Origin of the sequence: Isoptericola halotolerans (genome assembly GCF_003003075.1) — a bacterium.
GTDB classification, from domain to species: domain Bacteria; phylum Actinomycetota; class Actinomycetes; order Actinomycetales; family Cellulomonadaceae; genus Isoptericola; species Isoptericola halotolerans_A.
In genome coordinates, this window is the sequence record NZ_PVTX01000002.1 from 318163 (window position 1) to 340280 (window position 22118).

Here is a 22118-nt window from a genome sequence, read left to right on the forward strand (position 1 = left end):
GGCCCTCGTCGAGGAGGTGATGCGCGATGGCTACCTACTGGGACCCGTTCCAGGAGATGGACCGACTTTTCGGGTCGCTCGCCACGTCGAGGAACGCCCCGGCCATGCCGATGGACCTGTTCCGCGAGGGCGACCACTACGTCCTCGCCGTCGACCTGCCCGGGATCGACCCCGGCAGCATCGACGTCTCGTGCGAGGACCGCACGCTCACCATCCGCGCCGAGCGCACGCCACGTTCCGGCGAGGGTCAGTGGCTCCTGCGGGAGCGCACGTCCGGCACCGTCGCCCGGCAGCTCACGCTGGGCCGGGGGCTGGCGCTCGACCGGATCACGGCGTCGTACGCCGACGGGGTGCTGACGCTGACCATCCCGGTGGCGGAGGACGCGAAGCCGCGCCGGATCGAGGTCAGCCACGACTCCCGCCCCGAGGCCATCGAGGCCGGCAACGGCTGACCAGCGGCGATCTCCTCGCGGCGAGACCGGCGATCGGCGTCGGTGAGGGCCTCAGCCCTTGCTGGCGCCGATCATCGGCAGGCCGAACGCGAGCGACGCGGCCACGATGCCCCCGCCGAACACGTACGGCGCGATCGCGGGGTCGGCCGTGGCGCCGACACCGATGAGGACCAGGCCGGCGAGGAACAGCACGAACGAGACGATCACGCGCCCGAGCATCGCGCCCGGGGTGTCGTTCTGCGGGGCCGGGTTCACCTTGAAGTCGCTCATGGGCCCAGCCTAGCCCGCGCCGCTCAGGGCAGCCGCGGGCGCCGGACCGCGACGCCGGCGCGCGCGGGGTCGAGCCGGACCGGGCTCACCAGCACGGCGGGGCCGCGCCGCAGCACCCCGTCGGTCAGCGGCATGCAGCGCACGCCGCCGCGTCCCCGCATCGCGGCATGGACACCGGTCGCCAGGACGCGGTCCATCCAGGCGCACGGGTGCGCCGGGCGTCCACCACGCAGCGTCACGGCGTCCTCGTCACCGCCGTCGCCGGAACGGATCGTGAACTCCTCTCCGACCAGGGGTGCCAGCTCGGCTCCGCGCAGCACGACGTTGCGTCGCGTGAGCGTGGGGTCGAGCGGACCGGTGCCGAGCTCGCGGGCGATCTCCTCCAGCGCCTCGGCCGCGAAGAGCGTGACCGCTGCGTCCATGTGGGCGGCCTTGCCGAAGAACCTGTCCCCCACCAGACCCTTGCCGGCCACGACCTCGGCGGCCTCGGGGTACGACGTCGGCACGTCTGCCGCGCCGTCACGCGGCCGCCCGAAGTAGGCGTGCTCGGGGGACACGAGCAGGAGCTCGATCTCGACCGGGTACTCGAAGGGTGCCAGGGGTGCCACGCCCTGAGTCTCGCACCGGCCCGCGGCTCGCACCGGCCCGGGTCGCGCACCGCCCGCTACGATCACGGGATGCCCGAGCCTGCGATCCCCCGCCGCGTGCTGGTCGCCGGCACCTCCGGGGCCGGCAAGACGACGCTGGCGGCCCGACTGGGCGAGATCCTCGACGTCCCGCACACGGAGCTGGACGGGCTGTTCCACGGTCCGAGCTGGACGCCGCGGCCCACGTTCCTCGACGACGTCCGCGCGCTGGTCGCGACCGACGCCTGGGTCACCGAGTGGCAGTACCGCGCCGTGCGGCCGCTCCTGCTCGAGCGGGTCCAGCTCCTGGTGTGGCTGGACCTGCCGGTCCGCCTGCGGATGCGCCAGGTGGTCCGGCGCACCCTGGACCGGCGGCGCCACCGCACGGTGCTGTGGAACGGCAACATCGAGCCGCCGTTGCGGACCTTCTGCACCGACCGCGACCACATCGTGCGCTGGGCGTGGCGGACGCGGCGCACGCTCGACGGTCTCGACGAGCGGCTGGCCGTCCAGGCGCCTCACGTGGAGGTCGTGCGCCTGCGCAGCCACGCGGAGGCCGAGCGGTGGCTCGAGCGGGCCGCCGCCCGCACCGGGCGTCCCGTGCCGACGTCGGCTCCCGCCGTCGGCGTACGCCCTCTGTAGACGCGACCTCAGGAGACGCGGGACCTCAGGACACGAGCCGGTCGGCGAGCAGCTTCACGATCCGCACGTCACCGTCGAGCCAGTCGACGTCCCACAGGGTGTCCGCGTCCAGCCAGCGGAGCTCGTCGTGCTCGACGAGCGGTGCCGGCTCGCCGCCGGCGAGCGTGGCCATCCACAGGCGCAGCACGTGGCGCTCCGTGATGAACCAGGCGCCGTCGTCGGGCCCCGGGACCTCCGGCCCGAGCGTGACGGTGACGCCGAGCTCCTCGTGGAGCTCACGGTGCAACGCCTCGTCGGGCCGCTCCCCCGGTTCTGCCTTGCCACCGGGGAACTCCCACCTCCGGGCGAGCTCCGCGGGCTGGGACCGGCGGGCGGCGAGGAGACGCGCCGGCCGGTCGAGCGAGTCGACGATGGCGGCGGCGACGACGAGGCGACGGATCATGGCGGTGAGTCTGCCATCCGGCCCCGAAGAGACGTGTGCCCCGCCACCAACATCCCCCGAGTGGTGGCGGGGCAAGACGTCGTCAACCGGTCAGGTCGTGCGCATGCCCGTGCTGCGGGCCCAGGCGACGGCATCGGCCCGGGTCGAGACCCCGAGCTTGCGGTAGACGCTCCGCACCTGAGACTTCACGGTGTTTCGCGTGACGAAAAGCTTGCTGGCGATCTGCTCGAGCGTGACTTCCTCGGACAGGTTGGACAGCACGACCTGCTCACGAACCGTCAGGCCAGGGTCAAGGGTCAGACGGTCCATCTCGATTGCACTCATCGTTCTTCCTCCATGACGGCCGCCAGTCGCCATGACCGGCTCGGGGATATCCGTCATGAGTGGAGAGAGTGCGGGTGACGGTTCATGACGCAGGCCACACGCGAGCCGGGGATGCAACCGGAGTCGGAGCGCTCCCACGGCCCGCGTCAGGGCGGCCGCGGGGCGGTATCTCCGCAGGCCAGCGCCCTGCCGGGGTGTTGCGTCAAGCAACCGAAACCCGATTATCACGATTGGATCACGGTTGACTCACCCTGCGTGCTGCGCGTACTCCTCCGCGGACAGGAGCTGGCCGGCGCCCGTCACCTCGACCTTGAACAGCCACCCCGACCCGAAGGGCTCCGAGTTCACCACCGCCGGGTCGTCGATCGCGGCCTGGTTGACCTCCACGACCGTGCCGGACACCGGCGAGTAGAGCTCGGACACGGACTTGGTGGACTCGATCTCGCCGATGACCGTGCCGGCCTCGATCGTGGCGCCCACCTCGGGGAGCTCGAGATAGACCACGTCACCGAGCGCGTCGGCGGCGACGGACGTCACGCCCACCGTGGCGGGGGTCGCGTCGTCGACCCACTCGTGCTCGACGGAGTAGCGCAGGTGGGTGGGGAAGTCGGCCATGAGAAGTTCTCCTGTCGTGGGGTAGGGCTGGCTCGATTGTGTCGGACGGCGGCGCGGTGCGCCGGGTCTCAGCCGCGCTCGCGCCGGTAGAACGGCAGCGGGACGACGACGAAGGGTTCCGCCCTCCCCCGCACGTCCACGGCCAGCTCGGTCCCCTCGGCGGAGACCTCCGGGCTCACGTACGCCATCGCCACCGGGTGACCGAGCGTGGGCGACGGCGCACCCGACGTGACGGTGCCGACCCGAGGCCCGAGGGACCCGTCGGGCGACGGCACGGCCTCCGGCTGCACGACGGGGTAGCCCGCGCGGGCGGGCCGCCGTCCCGTCCCGCGCAGTCCCACCAGCACCCGCTCCGGCGCGCGCTCGGCACGGGCGGCCAGCGCGGCGCGGCCCACGAACTCGACCGGGGTGCCGTCGTCGGACACCTTGTCCAGCTTGACGATGCGGCCGACGCCGGCGTCGTACGGCGTGGTCGTCGTGTCGAGCTCGTGGCCGTAGAGGGGCATCCCCGCCTCGAGGCGGAGCGAGTCGCGGGCGGAGAGCCCGGCGGGCACGAGCCCGCGCGGCTCCCCCGCTGCGAGCAGCGCGCGCCACAGTGCCACGGCGTGCGGCGCGGCGACCCAGATCTCGAACCCGTCCTCGCCCGTGTACCCCGTGCGGGCCACGAGCACGGCCTCCTCGCCGAACCGCATGCCGAGGCTGGCGTAGTACCTCAGCTCGTCGAACGCGGTGCCACCGGAGATCTCGGAGTCCTCGGCGAGGACCTCCCGCACGATCTGTGCGGCGCGCGGGCCCTGCACGGCGATCAGCGCGTCGCGCGCGGAGACGTCGCGCACCTGGGCGTCGAACCCGGCCGCCCGCTCCAGGAGCGCGACGAGCACGGTCTCGGAGTTCGCCGCGTTGGCCACGACGAAGTACTCGTCCTCGCCGGTGCGGTAGACGATCAGGTCGTCCAGCACTCCCCCGTCGTCGGCGCAGATCATCGTGTACCGGGCGCCCGCGCGGCGGAGCTTCGACAGGTTGCCGACCAGGGCGTGGTCGAGGGCCGCTCCCGCGTCCGGGCCGGTCACCGCGATGCCGCCCATGTGGGACAGGTCGAACAGGCCGGCGGCCTCCCGCACGGCGCGGTGCTCCGCGAGGTCCGAGGTGTACCGCAACGGCATCATCCAGCCGCCGAAGTCCGTCATCGTCGCGCCGAGCGCCTCGTGCTCGGCGTGCAGCGGCGTCTTCTTCTCCGTCATGGCGTCCTCAGTTCTCGCCGAGGGGCTCGGCGTAGGCGTCGATCGGCGGGCACGAGCACTGCAGGTTGCGGTCGCCGTGGGCCTGGTCGATCCGGCGCACCGGCGGCCAGTACTTGGCGGAGCGCAGCCCGGCGACGGGGAACGCCGCCTCGTCGCGCGTGTACGGGCGGTCCCAGTCGGTGCCCAGGAGGCTGGCCGCGGTGTGCGGCGCGTGGCGCAGCGGGGAGTCCGCCACGGCCCAGCGGCCGGCGGCGACGGCGTCGATCTCGCCGCGGATGGCGATCATCGCCTCCACGAACCGGTCGAGCTCGCCGAGGTCCTCGGACTCCGTCGGCTCCACCATGAGGGTGCCCGGCACGGGGAACGCCATCGTGGGCGCGTGGAAGCCGAAGTCCACGAGCCGCTTGGCGACGTCGTCCACGGTCACGCCGGTCTCCTGGGTGATCTGGCGCAGGTCCAGGATGCACTCGTGCGCCACGAGGCCGTGGGCGCCGGTGTACAGCACCGGGTAGTGGCCCGCGAGGCGCGAGGCGACGTAGTTGGCCGTGAGCACGGCGTTCTGGGTGGCCGCCGTGAGACCGTCCGGGCCCATCAGCGCGAGGTACGCGTAGGAGATCGGCAGGATCCCGGCCGACCCGTGCGGGGCCGCGGAGACGGGCGGCACTCCCCCGTCGTCGTCCGCGTGGGCCGACGGCGTCGGGTCGCCGGGCAGGAACGGCACCAGGTGCTCGGCCACGGCGACCGGGCCGACGCCGGGGCCGCCGCCGCCGTGCGGGATGCAGAACGTCTTGTGCAGGTTCAGGTGCGACACGTCGCCGCCGAACCGGCCCGGGCGCGCGAGCCCGACGAGCGCGTTGAGGTTCGCGCCGTCGATGTACACCTGACCACCAGCATCGTGTACGGCACCGCACACCTCGCGGACGTGCTCCTCGTAGACGCCGTGCGTGGAGGGGTAGGTGATCATGATCCCCGCCACCTGGTCGCCGTGCTGCGCGAGCTTGGCGTGCAGGTCGTCGAGCTGGATCTCGCCGTCGTCCGCCGTGGCCACCACGGCGACCCGCAGGCCCGCCAGCGCCGCCGACGCCGCGTTGGTGCCGTGCGCCGACGCCGGGATCAGCACGATGTCACGGTGCTGCTCGCCGCGGGACTCGTGGTAGGCGCGGATCGCCAGCAGCCCGGCCAGCTCGCCCTGCGAACCGGCGTTGGGCTGCACCGACACCGCGGCGTACCCGGTGATCCGGGCCAGCCACTCCTCGAGGTCGGCGATCAGCTCGGCGTACCCCAGCGCCTGGTCGGCCGGGACGTAGGGGTGCAGGTCCGCGAAGCCCGGCCAGCTGATCGGCTCCATCTCCGCGGTGGCGTTGAGCTTCATCGTGCACGAGCCCAGCGGGATCATCGTGCGGTCCAGCGCGAGGTCCTTGTCGCTCAGGAGGCGCAGGTAGCGCAGCATCGCGGTCTCGGACCGGTGGCGGTGGAAGACGGGGTGCTGGAGGTACCCGCTGCCGCGCAGGAGGGCGTCGTCGAGCCCGAGCCCGTCGGCGGCGTCGGCGGGAGCGGCGCCGAACAACCCGAGCAGCGTCTCGACGTCGGCCTCGGTGGTCGTCTCGTCGCAGGCAATCTGTACATGGTGTGCGTCCGCGACGTACAGGTTGTATCCCGCCTCGGCGGCCGCGGCGCCGATCGCGGCGGCTCGGCCCGGCACCGCCACGCGGACGGTGTCGAAGAACGCGCCGTGCACCACCTCGACGCCGGCGGCACGGAGCCCGCCCGCGAGCGCCACGGCCCGGCCGTGCACCCGCTCGCCGATCGCCCGGAGGCCCTCGGGCCCGTGGTAGACCGCGTACATCGAGGCGACCACGGCGAGCAGCGCCTGCGCGGTGCAGATGTTCGACGTCGCCCGCTCGCGCCGGATGTGCTGCTCCCGCGTGGCGAGCGCCAGGCGGTACCCGATCGCGCCGTCGGCGTCGACGGACACCCCGACGAGGCGGCCGGGAAGCTGGCGCTCCAGACCCTTGCGCACCGACATGTACGCCGCGTGCGGACCGCCGTAGAACAGCGGGACGCCGAACCGCTGCGCCGAGCCGACCGCGACGTCGGCGCCCAGCTCGCCGGGGGAGACCAGCATGGTCAGCGCGAGGAGGTCGGTGGCCATCGTGACCAGGGCGCCGCGATCCTTGGCCTCCAAGACGACCGAACGGACGTCGAGCACGCGTCCGGAGGCACCGGTCTGCTGGACCACCACCCCGACGAGGTTGCCCTCGGGGAGGGTGCCGCCGTCCGCCTCGAAGGCGGCGAGCCCGGCGTCGAGGCCCTCCTCGAGCGACACGACGACGACGGGCAGGCCGACCGCCTCGGCGCGGCCCCGCGTCACGGCGATCGACTGGCCGAACAGCTCGGCGTCGAGCACCACGTAGCCCTGCTTGGCCCGGGACGCCCGCCACATCAGCGCGACGGCCTCCGCGACGGCGGTGGCCTCGTCGAGCAGCGACGCCCCGGCGATCGCCAGACCGGTGAGGTCCTCGACGACCTGCTGGAAGTTGAGGAGCGCCTCGAGCCGGCCCTGCGAGATCTCGGGCTGGTACGGCGTGTACGCGGTGTACCAGGCCGGCGACTCGAGCACGTTGCGCCGGATGACCGGGGGAGTGACGGTCGGGTAGTACCCCAGGCCGATCATCTGGCGCTTGACCTGGTTCTTCGCGGCGATCGCCCGCAGGTCGTCGAGGACCTCCGCCTCGCTGCGCGCCGCCGGCAGGTCGAGCGGCTCGCGCTCACGGATCGTCGCCGGCACGGCCGCGTCGACGAGCGCGTCGAGGTCGGCGTACCCGAGCTGGTCCAGCATCGCCGCCGTCTCGTGCCCGCGCGGGCCGATGTGCCGGTCGGCGAAGACGTCCGGGTCGAAGGGGGAGTGGGTCACGAGGAGCGCTCCGAGGGTCGGTGGACTGGGACCCTCCCCGCTCTGTCATGGGACCTGAGAGTTTTGCCGGTCCGCCTGTACGGGGCGCGCCGGCTTGCACCGTCGGTGGGCCTCCGCCGAGGCGGGGGCCACTTTTCAGAGTTGCCTCGCCGTGACGGTACAGGGGCCTGAGAGATTCCCGGGGAGGGTTTGCTCCTTCGGCGCCGGCCCCGGGGGGCCGGGCTCTCCCGTCACGGTTCGAGCGGCTGTGCGGTTGTCCGCGCAGTCTACCGCCGAGGCAGTGCCCCGTTCGCCGAGGTAGTGCCCGGTGGGCCGAGGTAGTGGCCGGCGGGCCGAGGTAGTGGCCGGTGGGCCGAGGTAGTGGCCGGTGGGCCGAGGTAGTGCCCTCAGCGCGACGAGGCGTCGTCGTCGGCCCACCGTCGATCGGTGTCCATGGCGAGGTACAGCGCCGGCCCGACCACCGGGAGCGCAAGGATCACGATCGCCCACCCGACGGCGGTGCCGCCGACCATCCGGGGCGAGCGCCACCAGGCGTGGAGGGCGACCAGCGTCATCGCGAGCACGCCGAGCGCTATCACCGTCCACGCGACGTCGTACCAGGCTGGCATGAACGGCACCGTCGGGTTCATCCCGGCATGCTAACCGCCACGCCCGCACTCCAGGCCAGCGAGCACTACCTCGGCGGGAACCGCACTACCTCGACGAACGGGCCACTACCTCGGCGGGAACCCCACTACCTCGGCGAACGGGGCACTACCTCGGCCGGAACCGCACCACCTCGGCGGGCGGGGTGCTACGTCAGGTGAGCTCGAGGCCGCGGGCGACGTCGACCATCGCGTCCACGACCGCCCGCACCGCCGGGCCCGGCTCGTGCCGGGTGGCCCGGTGCCGCATGATGACCCGGCGCGAACCGAGACCGGGCATCGCCACCACGTCGACGCCGTCGGGCACCTCGCCGCTCTCGACGGCGAGCGCCGGGAGCATGGCGATGCCCTGACCGGCGGCGACGAGCGCGAGCGCGGTGTCGAAGTCGAAGTAGGCGTGCCGTGCCTCGATGGTGGTCCCCAGGGTGCGGCCGAGGCGCCGCAGCGCACGGTCGGCCGCGGTCCCGCCGAGGGCGCCGACCCAGGGCAGGTCGCGCAGGTCGTCGAGGCGTTCCGGCGTGGGCAGGGAGACCGGCACCACGAGCCGCCAGGGTTCGTCGAGCAGCGGGACGTCGTGGGCGCCGCGGGGGGCCGGGGCGTCGACGTCGCCGTCGTGCTCGAGGAGGACGACGTCGAGGTCGCCGGCGCGCAGCATCCGCACGGAGTCGGCGGGCTCGTGCTCGCGGACGTCGATGGTGACGCCGGGGTGCTCCTCGGCGAGCGGCGCGAGCAGGGGAGCGACGACCGCGCGGATCGCCGACTGGAACGCGCCGACCTTGACCGTCCCGGTGACGCCCTCGCCGAGGTTCGCGATCTCCTGGCGCGCCTCGAGGAGCTCGGCCTCGATGCGTTCGGCGACGTCGGCGAGCACCCGGCCCGCGGGTGTCAGCGTGACGCCGCGCGGCCCTCTGTCCAGCACCGGGAAGCCTTCCTCGGCCTCCAGACGAGCGATTTGCTGGGACACGGCAGAGGGGGTCACATGCAAAAGATCTGCCGCGGCGAGGACGCCGCCGGCGCGGTGCACGGCAAGGAGGAAGGCAAGCCTTCGTGGGTCGGTGGCCATGTAGCGATGCTAAGCGGCATCTGCAGAAACATTCAATTGTGCTGAACGTGTTTCGTGCCGCAACATTGCTCTCGGCGCCCGCCGGAGTCAGTGGTCCGAGGCCGGCGTCATCCCACCTGAAACCCCCGTGAGGAGGCTCGTATGTTGCCGTACCTGTTGTCCGTGGTCACCGCTCTCGGTTGGGTCGGCGCCATCGTCGGCCTCGTCGCCTACTTCCAGGTGTCCCGAGGTCGTTGGGCACCCAACTCGATCCAGTTCCAGGCCGCCAACCTCTGCGCGACCTCGATGCTGTTCCTCGTCGCCGCTGTCCACGGCGTGTGGCCGTCGGTCGCCGCGAACGTCGCCTGGATGGTCATCGGGGCGCAGGCCGTCCTCATGATCGTCCGCGCCCGCCGCGACGCCCGCCGCGGGGCGAAGTACGCCGAGCAGGCCTACGCCGAGCCGGCGTACGCCGAGAGCAGCACCTTCACGGAGACCGGCTTCAGCGAGACGACCAGCACCACCGTCACGCCGGAGCTCGTCGTCGACCACCTCGAGGTCCGGACGCCGCTGGCCGTGCGCTGAGGCGTCCGCCTCAGAGCGTGGCCTGCCAGGCCACGATCCGGTCGACGGCGCGCGCGACGACGTCGGGGGCCGCGGCGAAGGACAACCGCACCCAGTCGCGGCCCCGCTCGCCGTCGAAGTCCGTCCCCGGCGTGATCGCGACGTCGGCCTCCGCCAGCAGGCGTGAGCAGTACGTCACGGCGTCCAGACCGAAGCGGGAGACGTTCCCGTACAGGTAGAAGGCGCCGTCGGCCGGAGCCACCGGTCGCCACCCGAGCTCGTCCACCCGGTCGAGCAGCGCGGTGCGCGACGCCGCGTAGCGCGCCACGTTCTCCGCCGCGGCCGCGTAGCCCTCGGCGGAGAACGCCGCGATCCCGGCGTGCTGGGCGAGCGCCGGGGGAGACAGGGCGACGTTGCCGGCCAGCGCGTCGACCGGACCGACGAGCTCCTCGGGCAGCACCAGCCACCCGAGGCGCCAGCCGGTCATCGCCCAGTACTTCGAGAACGAGTTCACGACGACGGCGCCCCGGTCCGTGTGGGTGGCCGCGGTCGCCTGCTGCACGTCCTGGCTGTAGGCGATGCCGTGATAGATCTCGTCGCTGATCAGCCGTACCTCGTGCTCGGCGCACCAGCGCGCGACGGCGTCGAGCTCGGCCGGGGCGATCATCGTCCCGGTCGGGTTGGCGGGGGAGGCGACGACCACCCCGTCGAGGCCGCCGCCGTAGTACGCCTCCATGAGCTGCGACACGGTGGGCTGGTAGCGGGTCTCGGGGCCGCAGTCCAGCTCGACGACCTCGCAGCCCAGCGCGGCCAGGATGTTCTTGTACGCCGGGTAGCCGGGACGGGCGAGCGCGACGCGGTCGCCGACGTCGAACGCCGCGAGGAACGCGAGCACGAACCCGCCGCTGGAGCCGGTGGTCACGGCGATGCGGGCCGGGTCCACCTCCACGTCGTACCAGCGCCGGTAGTGCGCGGCGATCTCCGCGCGCAGGGCGGGCACGCCCAGCGCCTCGGTGTAGCCGAGGTCGGCGCGGCGCAGCAGGTCCGCCGCACGCTCGCGCACGACGTCGGCGGCGCCCGTGGAGGGCTCGCCGGCGCAGAGGTTGAGGACGTCGTGGCCCGCGGCCCGGCGTGCGTTGGCGGCGGCGAGCACCTCCATGACGGCGAACGGCGGGACCTGGCTGCGGCGCGAGACCTTCATGGCGCCCATCATGCCCGGCGTCGGCGTCGGCGGCCGCCGTCCCGGGATGTCCGTCGTCCCCCGGCTGGGTAACGTGACCGCATGGTCGCCCACCGCCGAGAGCCTGACGATGCTCCCCGCGAGCGCCCCGCCGTGGCGCAGGACCCCGCGCGCCGGGCCGCGCAGTACCGCGTGGACCGCGAGATCGACCGCGAGCGGGCCCAGCGGTCGGCCGGCGGGCGGCACCGCGCCGACCGCGCCGAGCACGCCGACCAGCGGGCCGGCCGTGCCGACCCGCCTGCCGACGAGGCCCCGCCCCGCCCCCGGATGGACGACCGCGCCCGGTGGGTGGACACCGTCGTGGACCAGGCGATCCGCCGAGGCGAGTTCGACGACCTGCCGCTGCAGGGCAAGCCGCTGCCCGGCATCGGCGGGACCCACGACCCGGACTGGTGGCTGCGGAACCTCGTCGAGCGCGAGCAGATCAGCGGCGTCCTGCCCGCCGCGCAGCTCCGCGCCGAGCACTCCGCCATGGACGAGACGCTGGACCGCGAGCACGACGAGCACCGGGTGCGCGAGATCGTCGCCGACTTCAACGCCCGCGTGATCGACGCCCGCCGGCAGCTCACGGGCGGCCCGCCCGTCGTGACCCCGACCCGCGACGTCGAGCGCGAGGTCTCCCGCTGGCGTCAGCGGCGCCGGTAGTGTCGCGCTCATGACCTGGACCGTCGCCGAGCTCGTGGCGCGCACGGCGACGGCGCTCGACGTGCCGGCGCGGCCCACCACCGTGGACGGCCTCGACGCGGGCGACCCGGAAGCCGTCGTGCGGGGCGTCGCGGTGACGACGCTCGCCACGCTGGGGGTCCTCGAGCGAGCGGTGGCGGTGGGCGCCAACGTCGTCGTGACGCACGAACCGCTCTTCTACGACCACCTGGGCGCCGCGACGGCGCAGCTCGCCCACGAGGGGGACCCGGTGCACGCCGCCAAGGCCGCGTTCGTCCGCGAGCACGGCCTCGCGGTCTGGCGGATGCACGACGCGTGGCACGACCGGCGCCCGGACGGCATCGACGCCGGCACCGCCCGCGCGCTCGGCTGGACGCTGGACCCGGAGGCGGCCGCGCGCGGGGTCGCGTGGTGCGACGTGCGCCCGACGACGGTCCGCGAGCTGGCCCGCCACGTCGCCGCCGCGCTCGGCTCGACCCAGACGCGGTTCGCGGGCGACCCGCACCGGACGGTGCGCCGGGTGGGTCTCGACCTGGGCTTCCGCGGGTTCGCCCGCCACCGCTCCCTGCTGCGCACGGCCGGCGTGGACGCCGTCGTGGTGGGGGAGGCGCACGAGTGGGAGACGGCGTCGTACGCGGCGGACCTCGCCCACCTGGACGGCACGGGGCTGGTCGTCGCCGGCCACGTGCCGAGCGAGCAGGCGGGCATGAGTCTCTTCGCCGACTGGCTGCACGCCACGGTCCCGGAGGTGCCGGTGACGTTCCTGTCGACCCCTGACCTGTTGGTCGCGGCATGAGCACGCCGCTCCCGGCGCCCGCTCCGGGCCCCGGGCCGGCGCCGGAGGCGGGCTGGGTGCCCGACGTGCTGGACGGGTTCGAGCAGCGCACGCTCGCGCTCGCCCCCGACTTCGAGGGCGAGGTCGTCGCGACGCTGGTCCGGCGGCGGCGTGACGCTCCGCCGTCGGCCGACGCGGGCGTCGACGTGCTGTACGTGCACGGCTGGACGGACTACTTCTTCCAGACGCACCTCGCGGACTTCTGGGAAGGGCTCGGCGTGCGCTTCCACGCGCTGGACCTGCGCAAGTACGGCCGGAGCCTGCGCCCGCACCACACGCCGGGGTTCATCACGCGGCTGCGCACCTACGACGAGGACATCGAGGCGGCGCTCGCCGAGATCGGTCACGGCCCGGGCGCCGGCAGCGACCGGCGGCTGGTCCTCATGGGTCACTCCACCGGCGGGCTCGTCCTCAGCCTGTGGGCGCACCACCGCCCCGGCCGCGCCGACGCACTGGTGCTGAACAGCCCCTGGCTGGAGTTCCAGACCCGCAAGGTGGGCCGGCTGGTCCTCGAGCCCAGCATCCGGGCGCAGGCGGCGATCGCACCCCGCAGCCACCTGGTGAACGTCGACCTGGGGTTCTACGCACGGTCCATCTCGGCCCGGCACGACGGCGCGTGGGAGCTGGACGCGGCGTGGCGGCCCGACGCGGGGTGGCGGGTGACGCCGGCCTGGCTGGCCGCGATCTTCTCGGGCCACGACCGGGTCGCCCGCGGCCTGACCATCGACATCCCGATCCTGGTGCTGCTCTCGGCCCGCTCGACGCCGCCGGTGCGCTGGAGCGAGGACATGATGCGCACGGACACAGTGCTCGACGTCGTCGGCATCGCGGCCCGGGTCCCCCAGCTGGGGCGGCTCACGACGCTGGCCCGGATCGAGGGAGCCCTGCACGACGTCACGCTGTCGGCACCCGCGGTGCGCGACGTCGTCTGGTTCGAGGTGGCGCGTTGGTTCCGCGCCTACGTCCCGCCGGCGGCGGGCCCGGCGCCGGAGCCGGAGCCGCGGGGCTGGCGTCGCTGGTTCTCCGGGCGACGGCAGGCCGGCCGTCGGCCGGCCTGAGCCGGGGGAGCCGCCTGCTCGACGCGGCGGTCCGCTAGCTCTCGCGGAGCGCGGCGCGGACGTGGTCGACGATGCCGTCGGCGGCCGCCTCGATCTCGGTGAGGCAGGTCTCGAAGCCGTCCTGGTCGCCGTACCAGGGGTCGTCGACGTCGAGCACGGACTCGCTCCCGCCCGCGGGGACCGCCGGGGCGCTCGGGTCGAACGATCTGTACATCCGGATGTCTGCGTCTGTACCGTCGGCGAGGGCCCGCAGCGCCCGGGCGTGCCGAGCGGTCATGGCCAGCACCAGGTCCCGGTCGCCGAGCTGGTCCGCCCGGACCTGACGGGCGCGGTGGCCGTCGCCCGTCGGGTAGCCGCGCGACGCCAGCACGCGGCGCGCCCGGGGGTCGACGGGGTTGCCGTGCTCCTCGTCGCTGACACCGGTCGAGTCGACCACGACCCGGTCCTCCAGACCTGCCGCCGCGAGCCGGTCACGCAGCACGATCTGCGCCATCGGGGACCGGCAGATGTTGCCGGTGCAGACGGTCATCACACGAAAGGTCTCTGAGCTCACGGGCACATGGTCGCAGACCGGGCGCGACCGGGCGGGTCGCGGCTCGTCCGCGTAGCGTTGCCGCATGAGGTGGTCCGCAGACGGCTTGATCGCGGTGACCGGCGCCTCCGGACGGCTGGGTTCGCGCCTCGCGTTCCGGCTCGCCGCGGAGGGCGCGCACCAGCGACTGGTGCTCCGCGAACGCTCCCGGGCGCCCCGGCTCGGCGACGGCCGCCCGCTGCCGGAGTGCGAGGTGGCGGTCGCCGACGGCTACGAGGACGCCGCCGGGATGCGCGCGGCGTTCGAGGGCGCACGGACCGTCTTCCTCGTGAGCGCCCGGGAGTCGGCCGACCGGGTGGCCCTGCACACCGCGACGATCGACGCCGCCGTCGCCGCCGGGGTCGAACGGCTGGTGTACATCTCGTTCGTCGGCGCTGCACCGGACGCCACGTTCACGTTCGCCCGCGACCACTGGGCGACGGAGCAGCACCTGCGCCGCAGCGGCCTGCGGTGGACGGTGCTGCGCGACAACCTGTACCACCAGTCGCTGGCGAGCTTCGTCGGTGCGGACGACGTCATCCGCGGCCCGGCGGGTGACGGTCGCGTGGCCTCGGTGGCGCACGACGACGTCGCGGACGTCGCGACCGCCGTCCTGCTCGACGAGGACCCGCGACGGCACGACGGCGTCACGTACGACGTGACGGGACCGATCGCCCTGAGCCTCACGCAGGTGGCGGCGCTGCTGACGCTCGCGACCGGCCGCCAGATCACCTACCACGACGAGACGCTGGACGAGGCGTACGCGTCCCGGGCCGGCCTGGGGGCCTCGGACGTCGAGCTGGCGGGCTGGGTGTCGTCGTACACGGCGATCGCGGCCGGCGAGCTGGCGCACGTCTCGCCGGACGTCTCCCGCCTGGTCGGGCGCCCTGCACGCTCCTTCGAGCAGTGGTTGGACGACTACCCGTTCGAGTGGGAGCACCTGCTGCGCGGTCCGGGCGGCGGCCCGAGCGGATCTGCACGCTGAAAAACCCTTGGCGTGCCGCGCCGTCGGGCATAGCGTCGTGCCTACGAACTGAAAGGAGGTGATCCGAGCAGTGAAGACTCTTCGGACCAGCGAGGTGGTCACGGGCTGAGTCCCGTGACCACCGGGACCCGCGGGGGCCGTGCCATCGTCCAGCACGGCAGGAGACCACTCCACCCCGCGGGTTCTTCCGTGCCTGCGGACGCTACGCCCGCCCGCAGTAGTCGGTGATGGCGTCGGCGGCGACGTACTCCGTCACCGGGTCGGGCGAGGTGCTGCAGTCGGCGACGCCGGTCTCGACCTCCTCGAACGACGTCACGTCCGCGTCCACCGCGTTGCTGCCGTCGCCGCAGCTGACGGTCGCGCTGCCGGTCGTGCGCTCGGCGTACGCGTAGAGCACGTAGGTGCCCTTGTCGACGTCCACCAGCAGGGAGTCGGTCTCCACGATCGCGGGGGCCCCGGTGGCCTCGAGGAGCCCGCCCGCGACGGCGTCCCGCACCATCGCCTCCTGGTCCTCGGTCGCGCCGCCCTCGGCGCGTGCACCGGCGTCCTCGCCCCGGCTCCACTCGCTCTGCACCGCGGTGCCGCCGTCGCCCGACACGCGCACCACGGTGACGGCCGTGTAGATGTCCTCGGACTCCGGCGTGCCGAGCCACTCGACCGACACCCCGCCGCCGCAGCTGCTCTCGACCGCCGGCGCCGTGTCGGCGGAGGCGCTCGCGGACGCCTCACCCGCTCCGGGGTCGTCCGCGCCCGCACAGCCCGTCAGCAGCAGTGCCGTGCAGCCGGCGGTGACGGCCGCCAGCCGTCGCCCGTTCGTCCTGGTTCTCGCTCCGTTGCGCCTCACGAGCCGCAACGTACCGGACGGAAAGCGCTTCACGACAGGATGAAACCGTCGCAGAACGGCAACGATTCCGCATCATTGGCACGTGTCACCCGCTCAGCCCTTCAGACCGGAGTGCGCGAGGCCCTGGACGAACTGCCGCTGCGCCACGAGGAACACGGCGAGCACGGGGATCACCGTCAGGGTGGTCGCCGCGAGCTGCACGTTCCACATCGGCCCGCCGTAGGCGTCCACGTACTGGGTGAGGGCCTGCGGCAGCGTGAAGTTCTCCCGGCTCGACAGGTACACGATCGGCTCCAGGTAGAGGTTCCAGGACTTGAGGAACGTGAAGATCGCGACGGCGGCGACCGCCGGCCGGGCGAGGGGGAACGCGATGCGCCAGAAGATCCCCCAGCGGCCCAGCCCGTCCATGCGCCCGGCCTCCTCCAGCTCCCGCGGCAGCCCGAGGAAGAACTGCCGCATGATGAACGTCGCCAGCACGCTCGGTGCGCCGAAGATCGGGACCACGATCAACGGCCAGTGCGTGTCGACGAGGCCCAGGGCGTTGACCATGCGGAACAGCGGCACGATCGTCACCTCGGCCGGGACCAGCATCCCGACGAGCACCAGCACGAACAGCGCGTTCGCCCCGGGGAACGAGATCCGCGCGAACGCGTACCCGGCCAGCGAGGCCACGAGGATCGTCCCGGCCGTCACCAGCGCCGCGATGTACAGGCTGTTCCAGTACTGCTGCGCGAACGGCTGCAGCGCGAACACGTCGGCGTAGGCGTCCCAGGAGACCTCGTGCGGCCACAGCGTGGGCGGGATCCGCAGGATCTCGCTCATCGGCTTGAGGCTCGACGTCGCCATCCACCACGTCGGGAACACGAACGGGACGCTCAGCACCACCAGCAGGGCGACCAGCAGCCCACGGACGGCGCGCGGCCGACGACGGCGGCGCGCGGCCGGCACGTCACCGACGGCGGGCGGCGGCCCGGCGAGCGCCGGCGGGTCGGTCGCCGGACCGGCCACCGGTGCGGACGTGACGTCAGACCTCATCGTGGACCCACCTCTTTCGCGTCCGCCACTGGATCAGGGTCAGGGCCAGGACGATGACGAACAGGAGCACGGAGATCGCGCTCGCGTAGCCGAACTCGTTGAACCGGAAGGCCTGCTGGTACAGGTAGTAGACGAGCACCGTCGTGGAGTTCCCGGGCCCGCCGCCCGTCAGCACGTCGATCTGCGCGAACACCTCGAGCGAACCCACCACGGTGAGGATCGACACGAGCAGCACGGTCGGGCTGATGAGGGGCAGGGTGATCGAGCGGAACCGGCGCCACGCACCCGCGCCGTCGATCCGGGCCGCCTCCTGGACCTCCTCGGGGACGCTCTGCAGCGCGGCCAGGAACAGGATCATGTTGAGGCCGACGTTCTTGAAGACCTGGACCACGATGACGGCGAGCATCGCCGTCGGTCCGCTGCGCAACCAGTTGGGTCCCTCGACGCCGACCGACGCGAGGAACCCGTTGATCCCGCCGTCGTCCTGGAGCAGGAAGCCCCACACGATCGTCCAGGCGACGAGGGACACGACGACGGGCGAGAAGAAGAACGTGCGGAACGTCGTCGTGCCCGGCAGCTTCTGGTCGAGCAGCACGGCCAGGAGCAGTGCCAGCGTGACGTTGAGGACCACCAGGCCCACGGAGAACCACAGGCTCGCGACGAGCGAGTCCCGCAGCCCGGGGTCGGCGAGCATCCGCTCGTAGTTGTCCGCGCCACTGAAGACGAACGTGCCCGCGAGCACGTTCCACTCGTGCAGGGAGTACCAGGCGACGGTGACCAGCGGCACGATGACGAACGCGACGGTGCCGAGCACCTGCGGCGCCACCATCAGGTAGCCGACGGCGCGGTCGCGCTGCGCCGCGGAGCCGCGGGTGCGCGCGGTGCGCACCCGCGGCCGCGCGGCCACCGGTGTCGAGGTCATGAGCCGGCCAGGACGGGGTCGATCGACGTGCACACGTCCGCGAGCACCGCCTCGACGTCCGCGTCCGCCGTCCACAGCGGGTCGAGACCGGCGCGCACCGTGTCCTGCAGCTTGGCGAAGCTGGGGTGGGCGGGCTTGGTGACGGCGTCGGTGATCCCGTCCACGACGACCGCCTGGAGCTGGTCCTCGCTGAGCAGCGGGTTGGCCGCGCCGAGGACCTCGGCGGTGAGCAGCGACTCCCGCGGCGGCGGGAAGTAGGCGGCCAGCTGCTCGGCGTTCTCCGGGTTGGTGAACCACGCCAGGAAGTCGGCGGCCACGTCGGGGTGCTCCCCCTGGGCGAAGACGCCGATGCCCGCCTGACCGATGACGTTCTGCCGGCCCTCGGGCCCGGCCGGCAGCGGCACGACGTCCCAGGCGAAGCTGTCGTCGAGCGAGGAGGCGCGCGAGATCTGGGTGATGGTCAGGGCGGCGTCGCCCGCGAAGAAGTCGGCGGTCGTGCCCGGGCCGGGCATCGCGCCGTCGTCGAACGTCGCGTCGTGGATCCACGTCATGGCGTCGACCATGGCGGGGTCGGTGAAGGTGCAGGTGGCGCCGTCGGCGCTCCAGGGTGCGGCGTCCCAGCCGTCCCAGATCGTCGAGAGGTTCTCCCACACCTTGTAGTCGAAGTCCCGGACCACCAGGCCCTGCTTGCCGGACTCCTCGGCCGCCGCCGCAGCGATGTCCCGGGCGGCGTCGTAGGTCCACTCCCCGGACCCGACGAGCTCCGCGGGGGACGGCTGGCCGGCGGCCTCGACCTGGTCGGTGTTGACGAACAGGGCGAACGGGCTGTTGGAGAACGGGTAGGCGAAGAGGCCGCCGTCCTGCTGCCAGAGCGCCAGCGAGCTCTCGAGGAGGTCGTCGTAGGCGTAGCCGTCGGTCCCCTCGAGCACCGGGCCGACGTCGACGAGGGCGCCGCTCTGCACGAACTCGGGTGCGTAGCTCTCGAGGATCCACGCCAGGTCGGGGGCGTTGCCGCCGGCGAGGCGGGTGGTGAGCGACGTCGTGTAGTCGTCGAACGGGATGGCCTCGAACGTGACCTCCGAGACGAGCTCGGGGTGCTCGGCGACGTACGCGTCGGCGATGGACTGGAACAGGGCGAGCTGCGCCTCGTCGGCGGTCCAGACGGTCATCGTCAGCGGGACGGGCTCGCCCGGTGCCTCGGGCTCGCCCGCCGCCTGCGGGTCGGACGACCCGCAGGCAGCCAGGCCGAGGACCGCCGCGGTGGCGATGCCCGCGGCGAGGCCGCGGTGTCGGATGGTGTGCATCAGTGCTCCTTCGAACTGGATGGGCGGTGGGTGCTGCACGGGTGCGCCGTCGGGGGGACGGGGTCAGTACGGGTGTGCGCCGTCGGCCCAGCGGATCTCGACGCCGGCGGCCGTGAGCTCCTCCTGCAGCTCGGCGAGCAGGTCGGACTTGGCGTGCACGTCGTGGGGCCGCACGCCGCGCTCGGTGCAGAAGGCCGCGAGGTGGCCGGCGACCTCGCCGACGTTCCACTCCACGGGGTGCAGGCGGTAGCAGCCGTTGGTGATGTGCGTGGTGCCGATGTTCTTCGCGGCGGCCAGCAGGTTGGTCGTGCGCTCGGGCAGCAGCGCGCCGAGCGGGATCTCGAACGGGGTGGAGGGGACGTCGATGTAGGTGTCCCCGCCGGTGGAGGGGTGCAGGTCGATGCGGTACATACCCACGCCCACGCTGTCCTCGTAGCGGGTGGCGCCCCGGTCGCCCCGCACCGCGTACGACACGTCGTTCTCCGTCACGGTGGTGACGGCGCGGATCCGGCGACCCTCGCGGTGGTAGGCGGCCTGGGCGAGCCCGTCGGACGTACCCATGACGTCGGGCCGCAGGCGCAGTCCCGGGAACCCGGTGCCGCCGTCGGGCCGCGGGGCCTCGGTCTGCATCCAGTAGAGCATCGAGAGGCTGAGCTGCCTTGCGTCCTCGATCCGGGCGAGCTCCACCTCGCGCGGGACGTCGAGCACCGGCTCGAGGAAGTAGTCGATGGCGGGCCAGTTGACCAGGCAGACGTCGCTGGCGAGGAAGCCCGGCTCGAACAGGTCGCGCGCGAGGATCCGGCGGAACGTCCACAGGTTGCCGTCGCCCGGGTTGCGCGACTGGTCCGCGACGACCGCACCGGCGTCGTCGCCGGGGTTGGGCGTGAAGCTGCGCACGTCCATCTCGAGCGTGCGGGGGTTCGGTGCGTGCCAGGAGAGCATCCGCTCGCCGTTCCACGGCCCGGGCCGGTAGCTGCGCCAGAACTCGTAGCGCTCCGGCCTGTCGATGGTGTGGTCACCGTCGGTGTGCTCGACGGCGAAGCACACGCTCAGGGCCTGGACGTTGCCGGGCTGCGCCTCGGCCGGGGCGCTGGGCTCGCCGGTCGTCTCCCGGGACTCGAACCCGGTGACGTACGCGGTACCCGTCAGGGGCAGGAGCTCGCCCGTCTCCGTGGCGTCGAGCACGTAGCCCGCGGTCACCGTGGTCCGCGTGCCGTCCAGCACCGACTCCAGCGTCACCGAGCGCACCGTGTCGTCCGCCGTCTCGGCGGCGACCGGCCGGACGCGCTCCAGCAGCGTGAGGCGGCCCGCGGCCCGGGCGGGCAGCAACATCTCCTCCAGGACGCCGACGGCGACCCGCGGCTCGTGGCACAGCTTCGACACCCAGCCGGCGCCCGGGTTCAGGGCCGCCCGGGTCCGCGCCGCCGCGGTCAGGGGGTAGCGGCGGCGGTACGCGTCACGGATCCCGTCGCGCACGGCCCGGTAGCGCCGGGTCACGCCGAAGTCCTCGACCCAGGGGTGCTCGTCGGGCGGGACGCCCTGGGAGGTGAGCTGGCCGCCGATCCACGGGTGCTCCTCGGTCAGGACGACGCGGGCGCCGCGGTCGGCGGCGGCGAGCGCCGCGGCGACGCCGCCGAGGCCGCCGCCGACGACGAGGACGTCCGTGGTGACGTCGGTGGTGACGTCCGGGGTGGTGGGCACAGGTGCTTCCGTTCTGTCGTGGTGCGGTGGTTCAGGGGACGAGCGAGCCGTCGGTGCCGGTGGGCGCGCGCTGCGACGCGGGTGGGCCGACCGTGCCACCGGTGACCTCGGTGCACTCCAGGAGCCGGTGCAGCTCCTCGTCGCCGACGTCGTCGCCCGCGACCAGCCGGGAGAGCAGCAGGAGCGCGCGGGCTCCCATCTCCTCGCGCGGGATCGCGTAGCCCGACCACTCCTGCGGCCGGCGCAGCCGGTGGTGCGGCTGGCCGAGCAGCAGGACCGAGACGTCGCGGGGGACGTCGAGCCCATGCCGGCCGAGCGCGTCGTGCAGCTCCTCGGGGTCGCGCTCGGGCGAGAGGACGACGGCGGTGAGGCCCTGCTCGACGACGGCCGTGACGATCTCGTCCGGCTCCTCCTCGGGGACGAGGCGGGCGCCGAGCCCGGCGTCGCGCAGCGCGTCGCGGTAACCCTCCCAGCGGTCGGTGGTGGGCTGGTCGGTGCCCAGCGCCCCGACGTAGCCGATCCGGCGGTGCCCGAGGCCGACGAGCCGCTCGACCACCCGGCGGGTCGCCCCGGTGTAGTCGGCGCCGACGTAGGGCAGCCGCCCGCCCTCGCTGGACCGCTTGCCGATGAACGCGAACGGGTAGTTGGTGTCGAGCAGGTGCTGCAGCTCGCTGCGGTCCTCGTGCTGGCCGAGCAGCAGGCAGCCGTCGGCGATGCCGAGCCGCTGCCAGCCGTCCCGGGTCAGCCGACGCCGACCCTCGACCACGCGAGCGCTCGTGAACAGCAGGATGTCGATGCCGAGCTGCTCGGCCGCGTGCTCGATCCCGACGAGGAACGGGCCGTAGAAGTCCCGCCCGCCGCCGGGGAAGGTGGCCTCGTAGGTGAAGACACCGATGATCTGGTTGCGGCCACCGGCCAGGCGCTGCGCCACCGGGTTGGCGGAGTAGCCGGTGATGCGGATCGCGTCGAGCACCCGCTGGCGGGTCTCGGCGCTCAGGCGGACGCCGGCAGGGAGCCGGTCGTTCAGCACGAACGACACGGTGGCCTGGCTGACGCCGGCCATGGCGGCGACGTCGGCCTGGGTGATGCGACGCTTCGGCATCCGATCCTCCTCGATCCGCCGGCGATGACGTGGTCGAGAGTCTGCCCGGGCCGAGGAGTCGGCAACAAGACGATTATGCGCA

Annotated in this window: 24 protein-coding genes and 1 riboswitch; of the genes, 7 read left to right on the forward strand and 17 right to left on the reverse strand. The window is 73.3% G+C overall.

Annotation, left to right across the window (positions count from 1 at the left end; translation table 11 throughout):
* The first annotated feature begins 26 nt into the window (after positions 1 to 26).
* The gene (locus BCL65_RS04675) at positions 27 to 452 is read left to right on the forward strand and encodes an Hsp20/alpha crystallin family protein (RefSeq protein WP_106265658.1); all 426 of its coding nucleotides are present in this window, start codon (positions 27 to 29) and stop codon (positions 450 to 452) included.
* Positions 453 to 503: 51 nt separating this feature from the next.
* Here the strand turns inward: BCL65_RS04675 and BCL65_RS04680 are convergent, their stop codons facing one another.
* On the reverse strand, positions 504 to 722 hold the full coding sequence (locus tag BCL65_RS04680; protein ID WP_106265659.1) for a hypothetical protein: 219 nt from the start codon (positions 720 to 722) through the stop codon (positions 504 to 506).
* Between the two features lie 23 nt (positions 723 to 745).
* Positions 746 to 1321, reverse strand: a complete 576-nt coding sequence (locus BCL65_RS04685) for an MOSC domain-containing protein (RefSeq protein WP_106265953.1) — start codon at positions 1319 to 1321, stop codon at positions 746 to 748.
* A 78-nt stretch (positions 1322 to 1399) separates the two neighbouring features.
* Between BCL65_RS04685 and BCL65_RS04690 the strand changes: the two genes are divergently transcribed.
* Positions 1400 to 1990 (forward strand): AAA family ATPase, encoded by a 591-nt coding sequence (locus BCL65_RS04690; RefSeq protein ID WP_106265661.1) that lies wholly within the window; start codon positions 1400 to 1402, stop codon positions 1988 to 1990.
* A 25-nt stretch (positions 1991 to 2015) separates the two neighbouring features.
* Here the strand turns inward: BCL65_RS04690 and BCL65_RS04695 are convergent, their stop codons facing one another.
* From BCL65_RS04695 to BCL65_RS04725, 7 genes are all read right to left on the reverse strand, one after another.
* A complete protein-coding gene (locus BCL65_RS04695; protein WP_106265663.1) occupies positions 2016 to 2432 on the reverse strand; it encodes a (deoxy)nucleoside triphosphate pyrophosphohydrolase in 417 nt (138 codons plus the stop codon).
* A gap of 90 nt (positions 2433 to 2522) precedes the next feature.
* The gene (locus BCL65_RS04700; RefSeq protein ID WP_106265665.1) at positions 2523 to 2756 is read right to left on the reverse strand and encodes a helix-turn-helix domain-containing protein; all 234 of its coding nucleotides are present in this window, start codon (positions 2754 to 2756) and stop codon (positions 2523 to 2525) included.
* 246 nt (positions 2757 to 3002) lie between these two features.
* The gene (gene gcvH, locus BCL65_RS04705) at positions 3003 to 3371 is read right to left on the reverse strand and encodes a glycine cleavage system protein GcvH (protein ID WP_106265666.1); all 369 of its coding nucleotides are present in this window, start codon (positions 3369 to 3371) and stop codon (positions 3003 to 3005) included.
* Positions 3372 to 3439: 68 nt separating this feature from the next.
* Complete coding sequence (gene gcvT, locus BCL65_RS04710) at positions 3440 to 4612, reverse strand: glycine cleavage system aminomethyltransferase GcvT (RefSeq protein WP_106265668.1); 1173 nt, start codon at positions 4610 to 4612, stop codon at positions 3440 to 3442.
* 7 nt (positions 4613 to 4619) lie between these two features.
* Positions 4620 to 7526, reverse strand: coding sequence for an aminomethyl-transferring glycine dehydrogenase (gcvP, locus tag BCL65_RS04715; RefSeq protein WP_106265669.1), 2907 nt, complete (start codon positions 7524 to 7526; stop codon positions 4620 to 4622).
* A gap of 145 nt (positions 7527 to 7671) precedes the next feature.
* Positions 7672 to 7766, reverse strand: a riboswitch (glycine riboswitch).
* 146 nt (positions 7767 to 7912) lie between these two features.
* A complete protein-coding gene (locus BCL65_RS04720; RefSeq protein ID WP_106265671.1) occupies positions 7913 to 8155 on the reverse strand; it encodes a PLDc N-terminal domain-containing protein in 243 nt (80 codons plus the stop codon).
* A 169-nt stretch (positions 8156 to 8324) separates the two neighbouring features.
* Positions 8325 to 9233, reverse strand: a complete 909-nt coding sequence (locus tag BCL65_RS04725; protein ID WP_106265673.1) for a LysR family transcriptional regulator — start codon at positions 9231 to 9233, stop codon at positions 8325 to 8327.
* Positions 9234 to 9374: 141 nt separating this feature from the next.
* Here BCL65_RS04725 and BCL65_RS17930 point away from each other — a divergent pair, with 141 nt between their 5' ends.
* Entirely contained in the window at positions 9375 to 9797 is a 423-nt protein-coding gene (locus BCL65_RS17930; RefSeq protein ID WP_181340712.1) for a CBU_0592 family membrane protein, read from the forward strand.
* A gap of 10 nt (positions 9798 to 9807) precedes the next feature.
* Here BCL65_RS17930 and BCL65_RS04735 read toward each other — a convergent pair whose 3' ends face one another.
* Entirely contained in the window at positions 9808 to 10977 is a 1170-nt protein-coding gene (locus BCL65_RS04735) for a pyridoxal phosphate-dependent aminotransferase (RefSeq protein ID WP_106265955.1), read from the reverse strand.
* An 81-nt stretch (positions 10978 to 11058) separates the two neighbouring features.
* Between BCL65_RS04735 and BCL65_RS04740 the strand changes: the two genes are divergently transcribed.
* From BCL65_RS04740 to BCL65_RS04750, 3 genes are read left to right on the forward strand one after another with little or no spacing between them, the layout of a single operon-like run.
* A complete protein-coding gene (locus BCL65_RS04740; RefSeq protein WP_106265675.1) occupies positions 11059 to 11661 on the forward strand; it encodes a DnaJ family domain-containing protein in 603 nt (200 codons plus the stop codon).
* Positions 11662 to 11671: 10 nt separating this feature from the next.
* On the forward strand, positions 11672 to 12475 hold the full coding sequence (locus BCL65_RS04745; protein ID WP_106265676.1) for a Nif3-like dinuclear metal center hexameric protein: 804 nt from the start codon (positions 11672 to 11674) through the stop codon (positions 12473 to 12475).
* A complete protein-coding gene (locus tag BCL65_RS04750) occupies positions 12472 to 13572 on the forward strand; it encodes an alpha/beta hydrolase (RefSeq protein ID WP_106265678.1) in 1101 nt (366 codons plus the stop codon). The genes BCL65_RS04745 and BCL65_RS04750 overlap by 4 nt, the downstream gene beginning before the upstream one ends.
* Positions 13573 to 13606: 34 nt before the next feature.
* Here the strand turns inward: BCL65_RS04750 and BCL65_RS04755 are convergent, their stop codons facing one another.
* On the reverse strand, positions 13607 to 14101 hold the full coding sequence (locus tag BCL65_RS04755) for a low molecular weight protein-tyrosine-phosphatase (RefSeq protein WP_106265680.1): 495 nt from the start codon (positions 14099 to 14101) through the stop codon (positions 13607 to 13609).
* An 88-nt stretch (positions 14102 to 14189) separates the two neighbouring features.
* On the opposite strand from BCL65_RS04755, the gene BCL65_RS04760 reads away from it, so the two are divergent.
* Positions 14190 to 15128 (forward strand): SDR family oxidoreductase, encoded by a 939-nt coding sequence (locus tag BCL65_RS04760; protein ID WP_106265681.1) that lies wholly within the window; start codon positions 14190 to 14192, stop codon positions 15126 to 15128.
* 202 nt (positions 15129 to 15330) lie between these two features.
* Here the strand turns inward: BCL65_RS04760 and BCL65_RS17935 are convergent, their stop codons facing one another.
* The 6 genes from BCL65_RS17935 to BCL65_RS04790 all read right to left on the reverse strand — a co-directional run bounded on the left by BCL65_RS17935 (position 15331) and on the right by BCL65_RS04790 (position 22036).
* The gene (locus BCL65_RS17935) at positions 15331 to 15972 is read right to left on the reverse strand and encodes a hypothetical protein (RefSeq protein WP_165799907.1); all 642 of its coding nucleotides are present in this window, start codon (positions 15970 to 15972) and stop codon (positions 15331 to 15333) included.
* A 93-nt stretch (positions 15973 to 16065) separates the two neighbouring features.
* Positions 16066 to 17007: a carbohydrate ABC transporter permease gene (locus BCL65_RS04770; RefSeq protein ID WP_106265683.1), complete on the reverse strand. Its 942-nt coding sequence runs from the start codon at positions 17005 to 17007 to the stop codon at positions 16066 to 16068.
* Complete coding sequence (locus BCL65_RS04775) at positions 16997 to 17929, reverse strand: carbohydrate ABC transporter permease (RefSeq protein WP_106265685.1); 933 nt, start codon at positions 17927 to 17929, stop codon at positions 16997 to 16999. The genes BCL65_RS04770 and BCL65_RS04775 overlap by 11 nt, the downstream gene beginning before the upstream one ends.
* Positions 17926 to 19233: an ABC transporter substrate-binding protein gene (locus BCL65_RS04780; protein WP_106265687.1), complete on the reverse strand. Its 1308-nt coding sequence runs from the start codon at positions 19231 to 19233 to the stop codon at positions 17926 to 17928. Before BCL65_RS04780 ends, BCL65_RS04775 begins: the two co-directional genes overlap by 4 nt.
* Before the next feature lie 63 nt (positions 19234 to 19296).
* The gene (locus tag BCL65_RS04785; RefSeq protein WP_106265689.1) at positions 19297 to 20934 is read right to left on the reverse strand and encodes an FAD-dependent oxidoreductase; all 1638 of its coding nucleotides are present in this window, start codon (positions 20932 to 20934) and stop codon (positions 19297 to 19299) included.
* Positions 20935 to 20965: 31 nt separating this feature from the next.
* The gene (locus BCL65_RS04790) at positions 20966 to 22036 is read right to left on the reverse strand and encodes a LacI family DNA-binding transcriptional regulator (RefSeq protein WP_165799906.1); all 1071 of its coding nucleotides are present in this window, start codon (positions 22034 to 22036) and stop codon (positions 20966 to 20968) included.
* Positions 22037 to 22118: the final 82 nt, after the last annotated feature.

What these genes read in the sequence shown, in the direction of transcription:
- BCL65_RS04675 (WP_106265658.1), top strand. Translation starts at nt 27, where the DNA reads ATGGCTACCTACTGGGACCCGTTCCAGGAGATGGACCGACTTTTCGGG.
- BCL65_RS04680 (WP_106265659.1), bottom strand. Translation starts at nt 722, where the DNA reads ATGAGCGACTTCAAGGTGAACCCGGCCCCGCAGAACGACACCCCGGGC.
- BCL65_RS04690 (WP_106265661.1), top strand. Translation starts at nt 1,400, where the DNA reads ATGCCCGAGCCTGCGATCCCCCGCCGCGTGCTGGTCGCCGGCACCTCC.
- BCL65_RS04695 (WP_106265663.1), bottom strand. Translation starts at nt 2,432, where the DNA reads ATGATCCGTCGCCTCGTCGTCGCCGCCGCCATCGTCGACTCGCTCGAC.
- BCL65_RS04700 (WP_106265665.1), bottom strand. Translation starts at nt 2,756, where the DNA reads ATGAGTGCAATCGAGATGGACCGTCTGACCCTTGACCCTGGCCTGACG.
- gcvH (WP_106265666.1), bottom strand. Translation starts at nt 3,371, where the DNA reads ATGGCCGACTTCCCCACCCACCTGCGCTACTCCGTCGAGCACGAGTGG.
- gcvT (WP_106265668.1), bottom strand. Translation starts at nt 4,612, where the DNA reads ATGACGGAGAAGAAGACGCCGCTGCACGCCGAGCACGAGGCGCTCGGC.
- BCL65_RS04720 (WP_106265671.1), bottom strand. Translation starts at nt 8,155, where the DNA reads ATGAACCCGACGGTGCCGTTCATGCCAGCCTGGTACGACGTCGCGTGG.
- BCL65_RS04725 (WP_106265673.1), bottom strand. Translation starts at nt 9,233, where the DNA reads ATGGCCACCGACCCACGAAGGCTTGCCTTCCTCCTTGCCGTGCACCGC.
- BCL65_RS17930 (WP_181340712.1), top strand. Translation starts at nt 9,375, where the DNA reads ATGTTGCCGTACCTGTTGTCCGTGGTCACCGCTCTCGGTTGGGTCGGC.
- BCL65_RS04735 (WP_106265955.1), bottom strand. Translation starts at nt 10,977, where the DNA reads ATGAAGGTCTCGCGCCGCAGCCAGGTCCCGCCGTTCGCCGTCATGGAG.
- BCL65_RS04740 (WP_106265675.1), top strand. Translation starts at nt 11,059, where the DNA reads ATGGTCGCCCACCGCCGAGAGCCTGACGATGCTCCCCGCGAGCGCCCC.
- BCL65_RS04745 (WP_106265676.1), top strand. Translation starts at nt 11,672, where the DNA reads ATGACCTGGACCGTCGCCGAGCTCGTGGCGCGCACGGCGACGGCGCTC.
- BCL65_RS04750 (WP_106265678.1), top strand. Translation starts at nt 12,472, where the DNA reads ATGAGCACGCCGCTCCCGGCGCCCGCTCCGGGCCCCGGGCCGGCGCCG.
- BCL65_RS04755 (WP_106265680.1), bottom strand. Translation starts at nt 14,101, where the DNA reads ATGACCGTCTGCACCGGCAACATCTGCCGGTCCCCGATGGCGCAGATC.
- BCL65_RS04760 (WP_106265681.1), top strand. Translation starts at nt 14,190, where the DNA reads ATGAGGTGGTCCGCAGACGGCTTGATCGCGGTGACCGGCGCCTCCGGA.
- BCL65_RS04770 (WP_106265683.1), bottom strand. Translation starts at nt 17,007, where the DNA reads ATGAGGTCTGACGTCACGTCCGCACCGGTGGCCGGTCCGGCGACCGAC.
- BCL65_RS04775 (WP_106265685.1), bottom strand. Translation starts at nt 17,929, where the DNA reads ATGACCTCGACACCGGTGGCCGCGCGGCCGCGGGTGCGCACCGCGCGC.
- BCL65_RS04780 (WP_106265687.1), bottom strand. Translation starts at nt 19,233, where the DNA reads ATGCACACCATCCGACACCGCGGCCTCGCCGCGGGCATCGCCACCGCG.
- BCL65_RS04790 (WP_165799906.1), bottom strand. Translation starts at nt 22,036, where the DNA reads ATGCCGAAGCGTCGCATCACCCAGGCCGACGTCGCCGCCATGGCCGGC.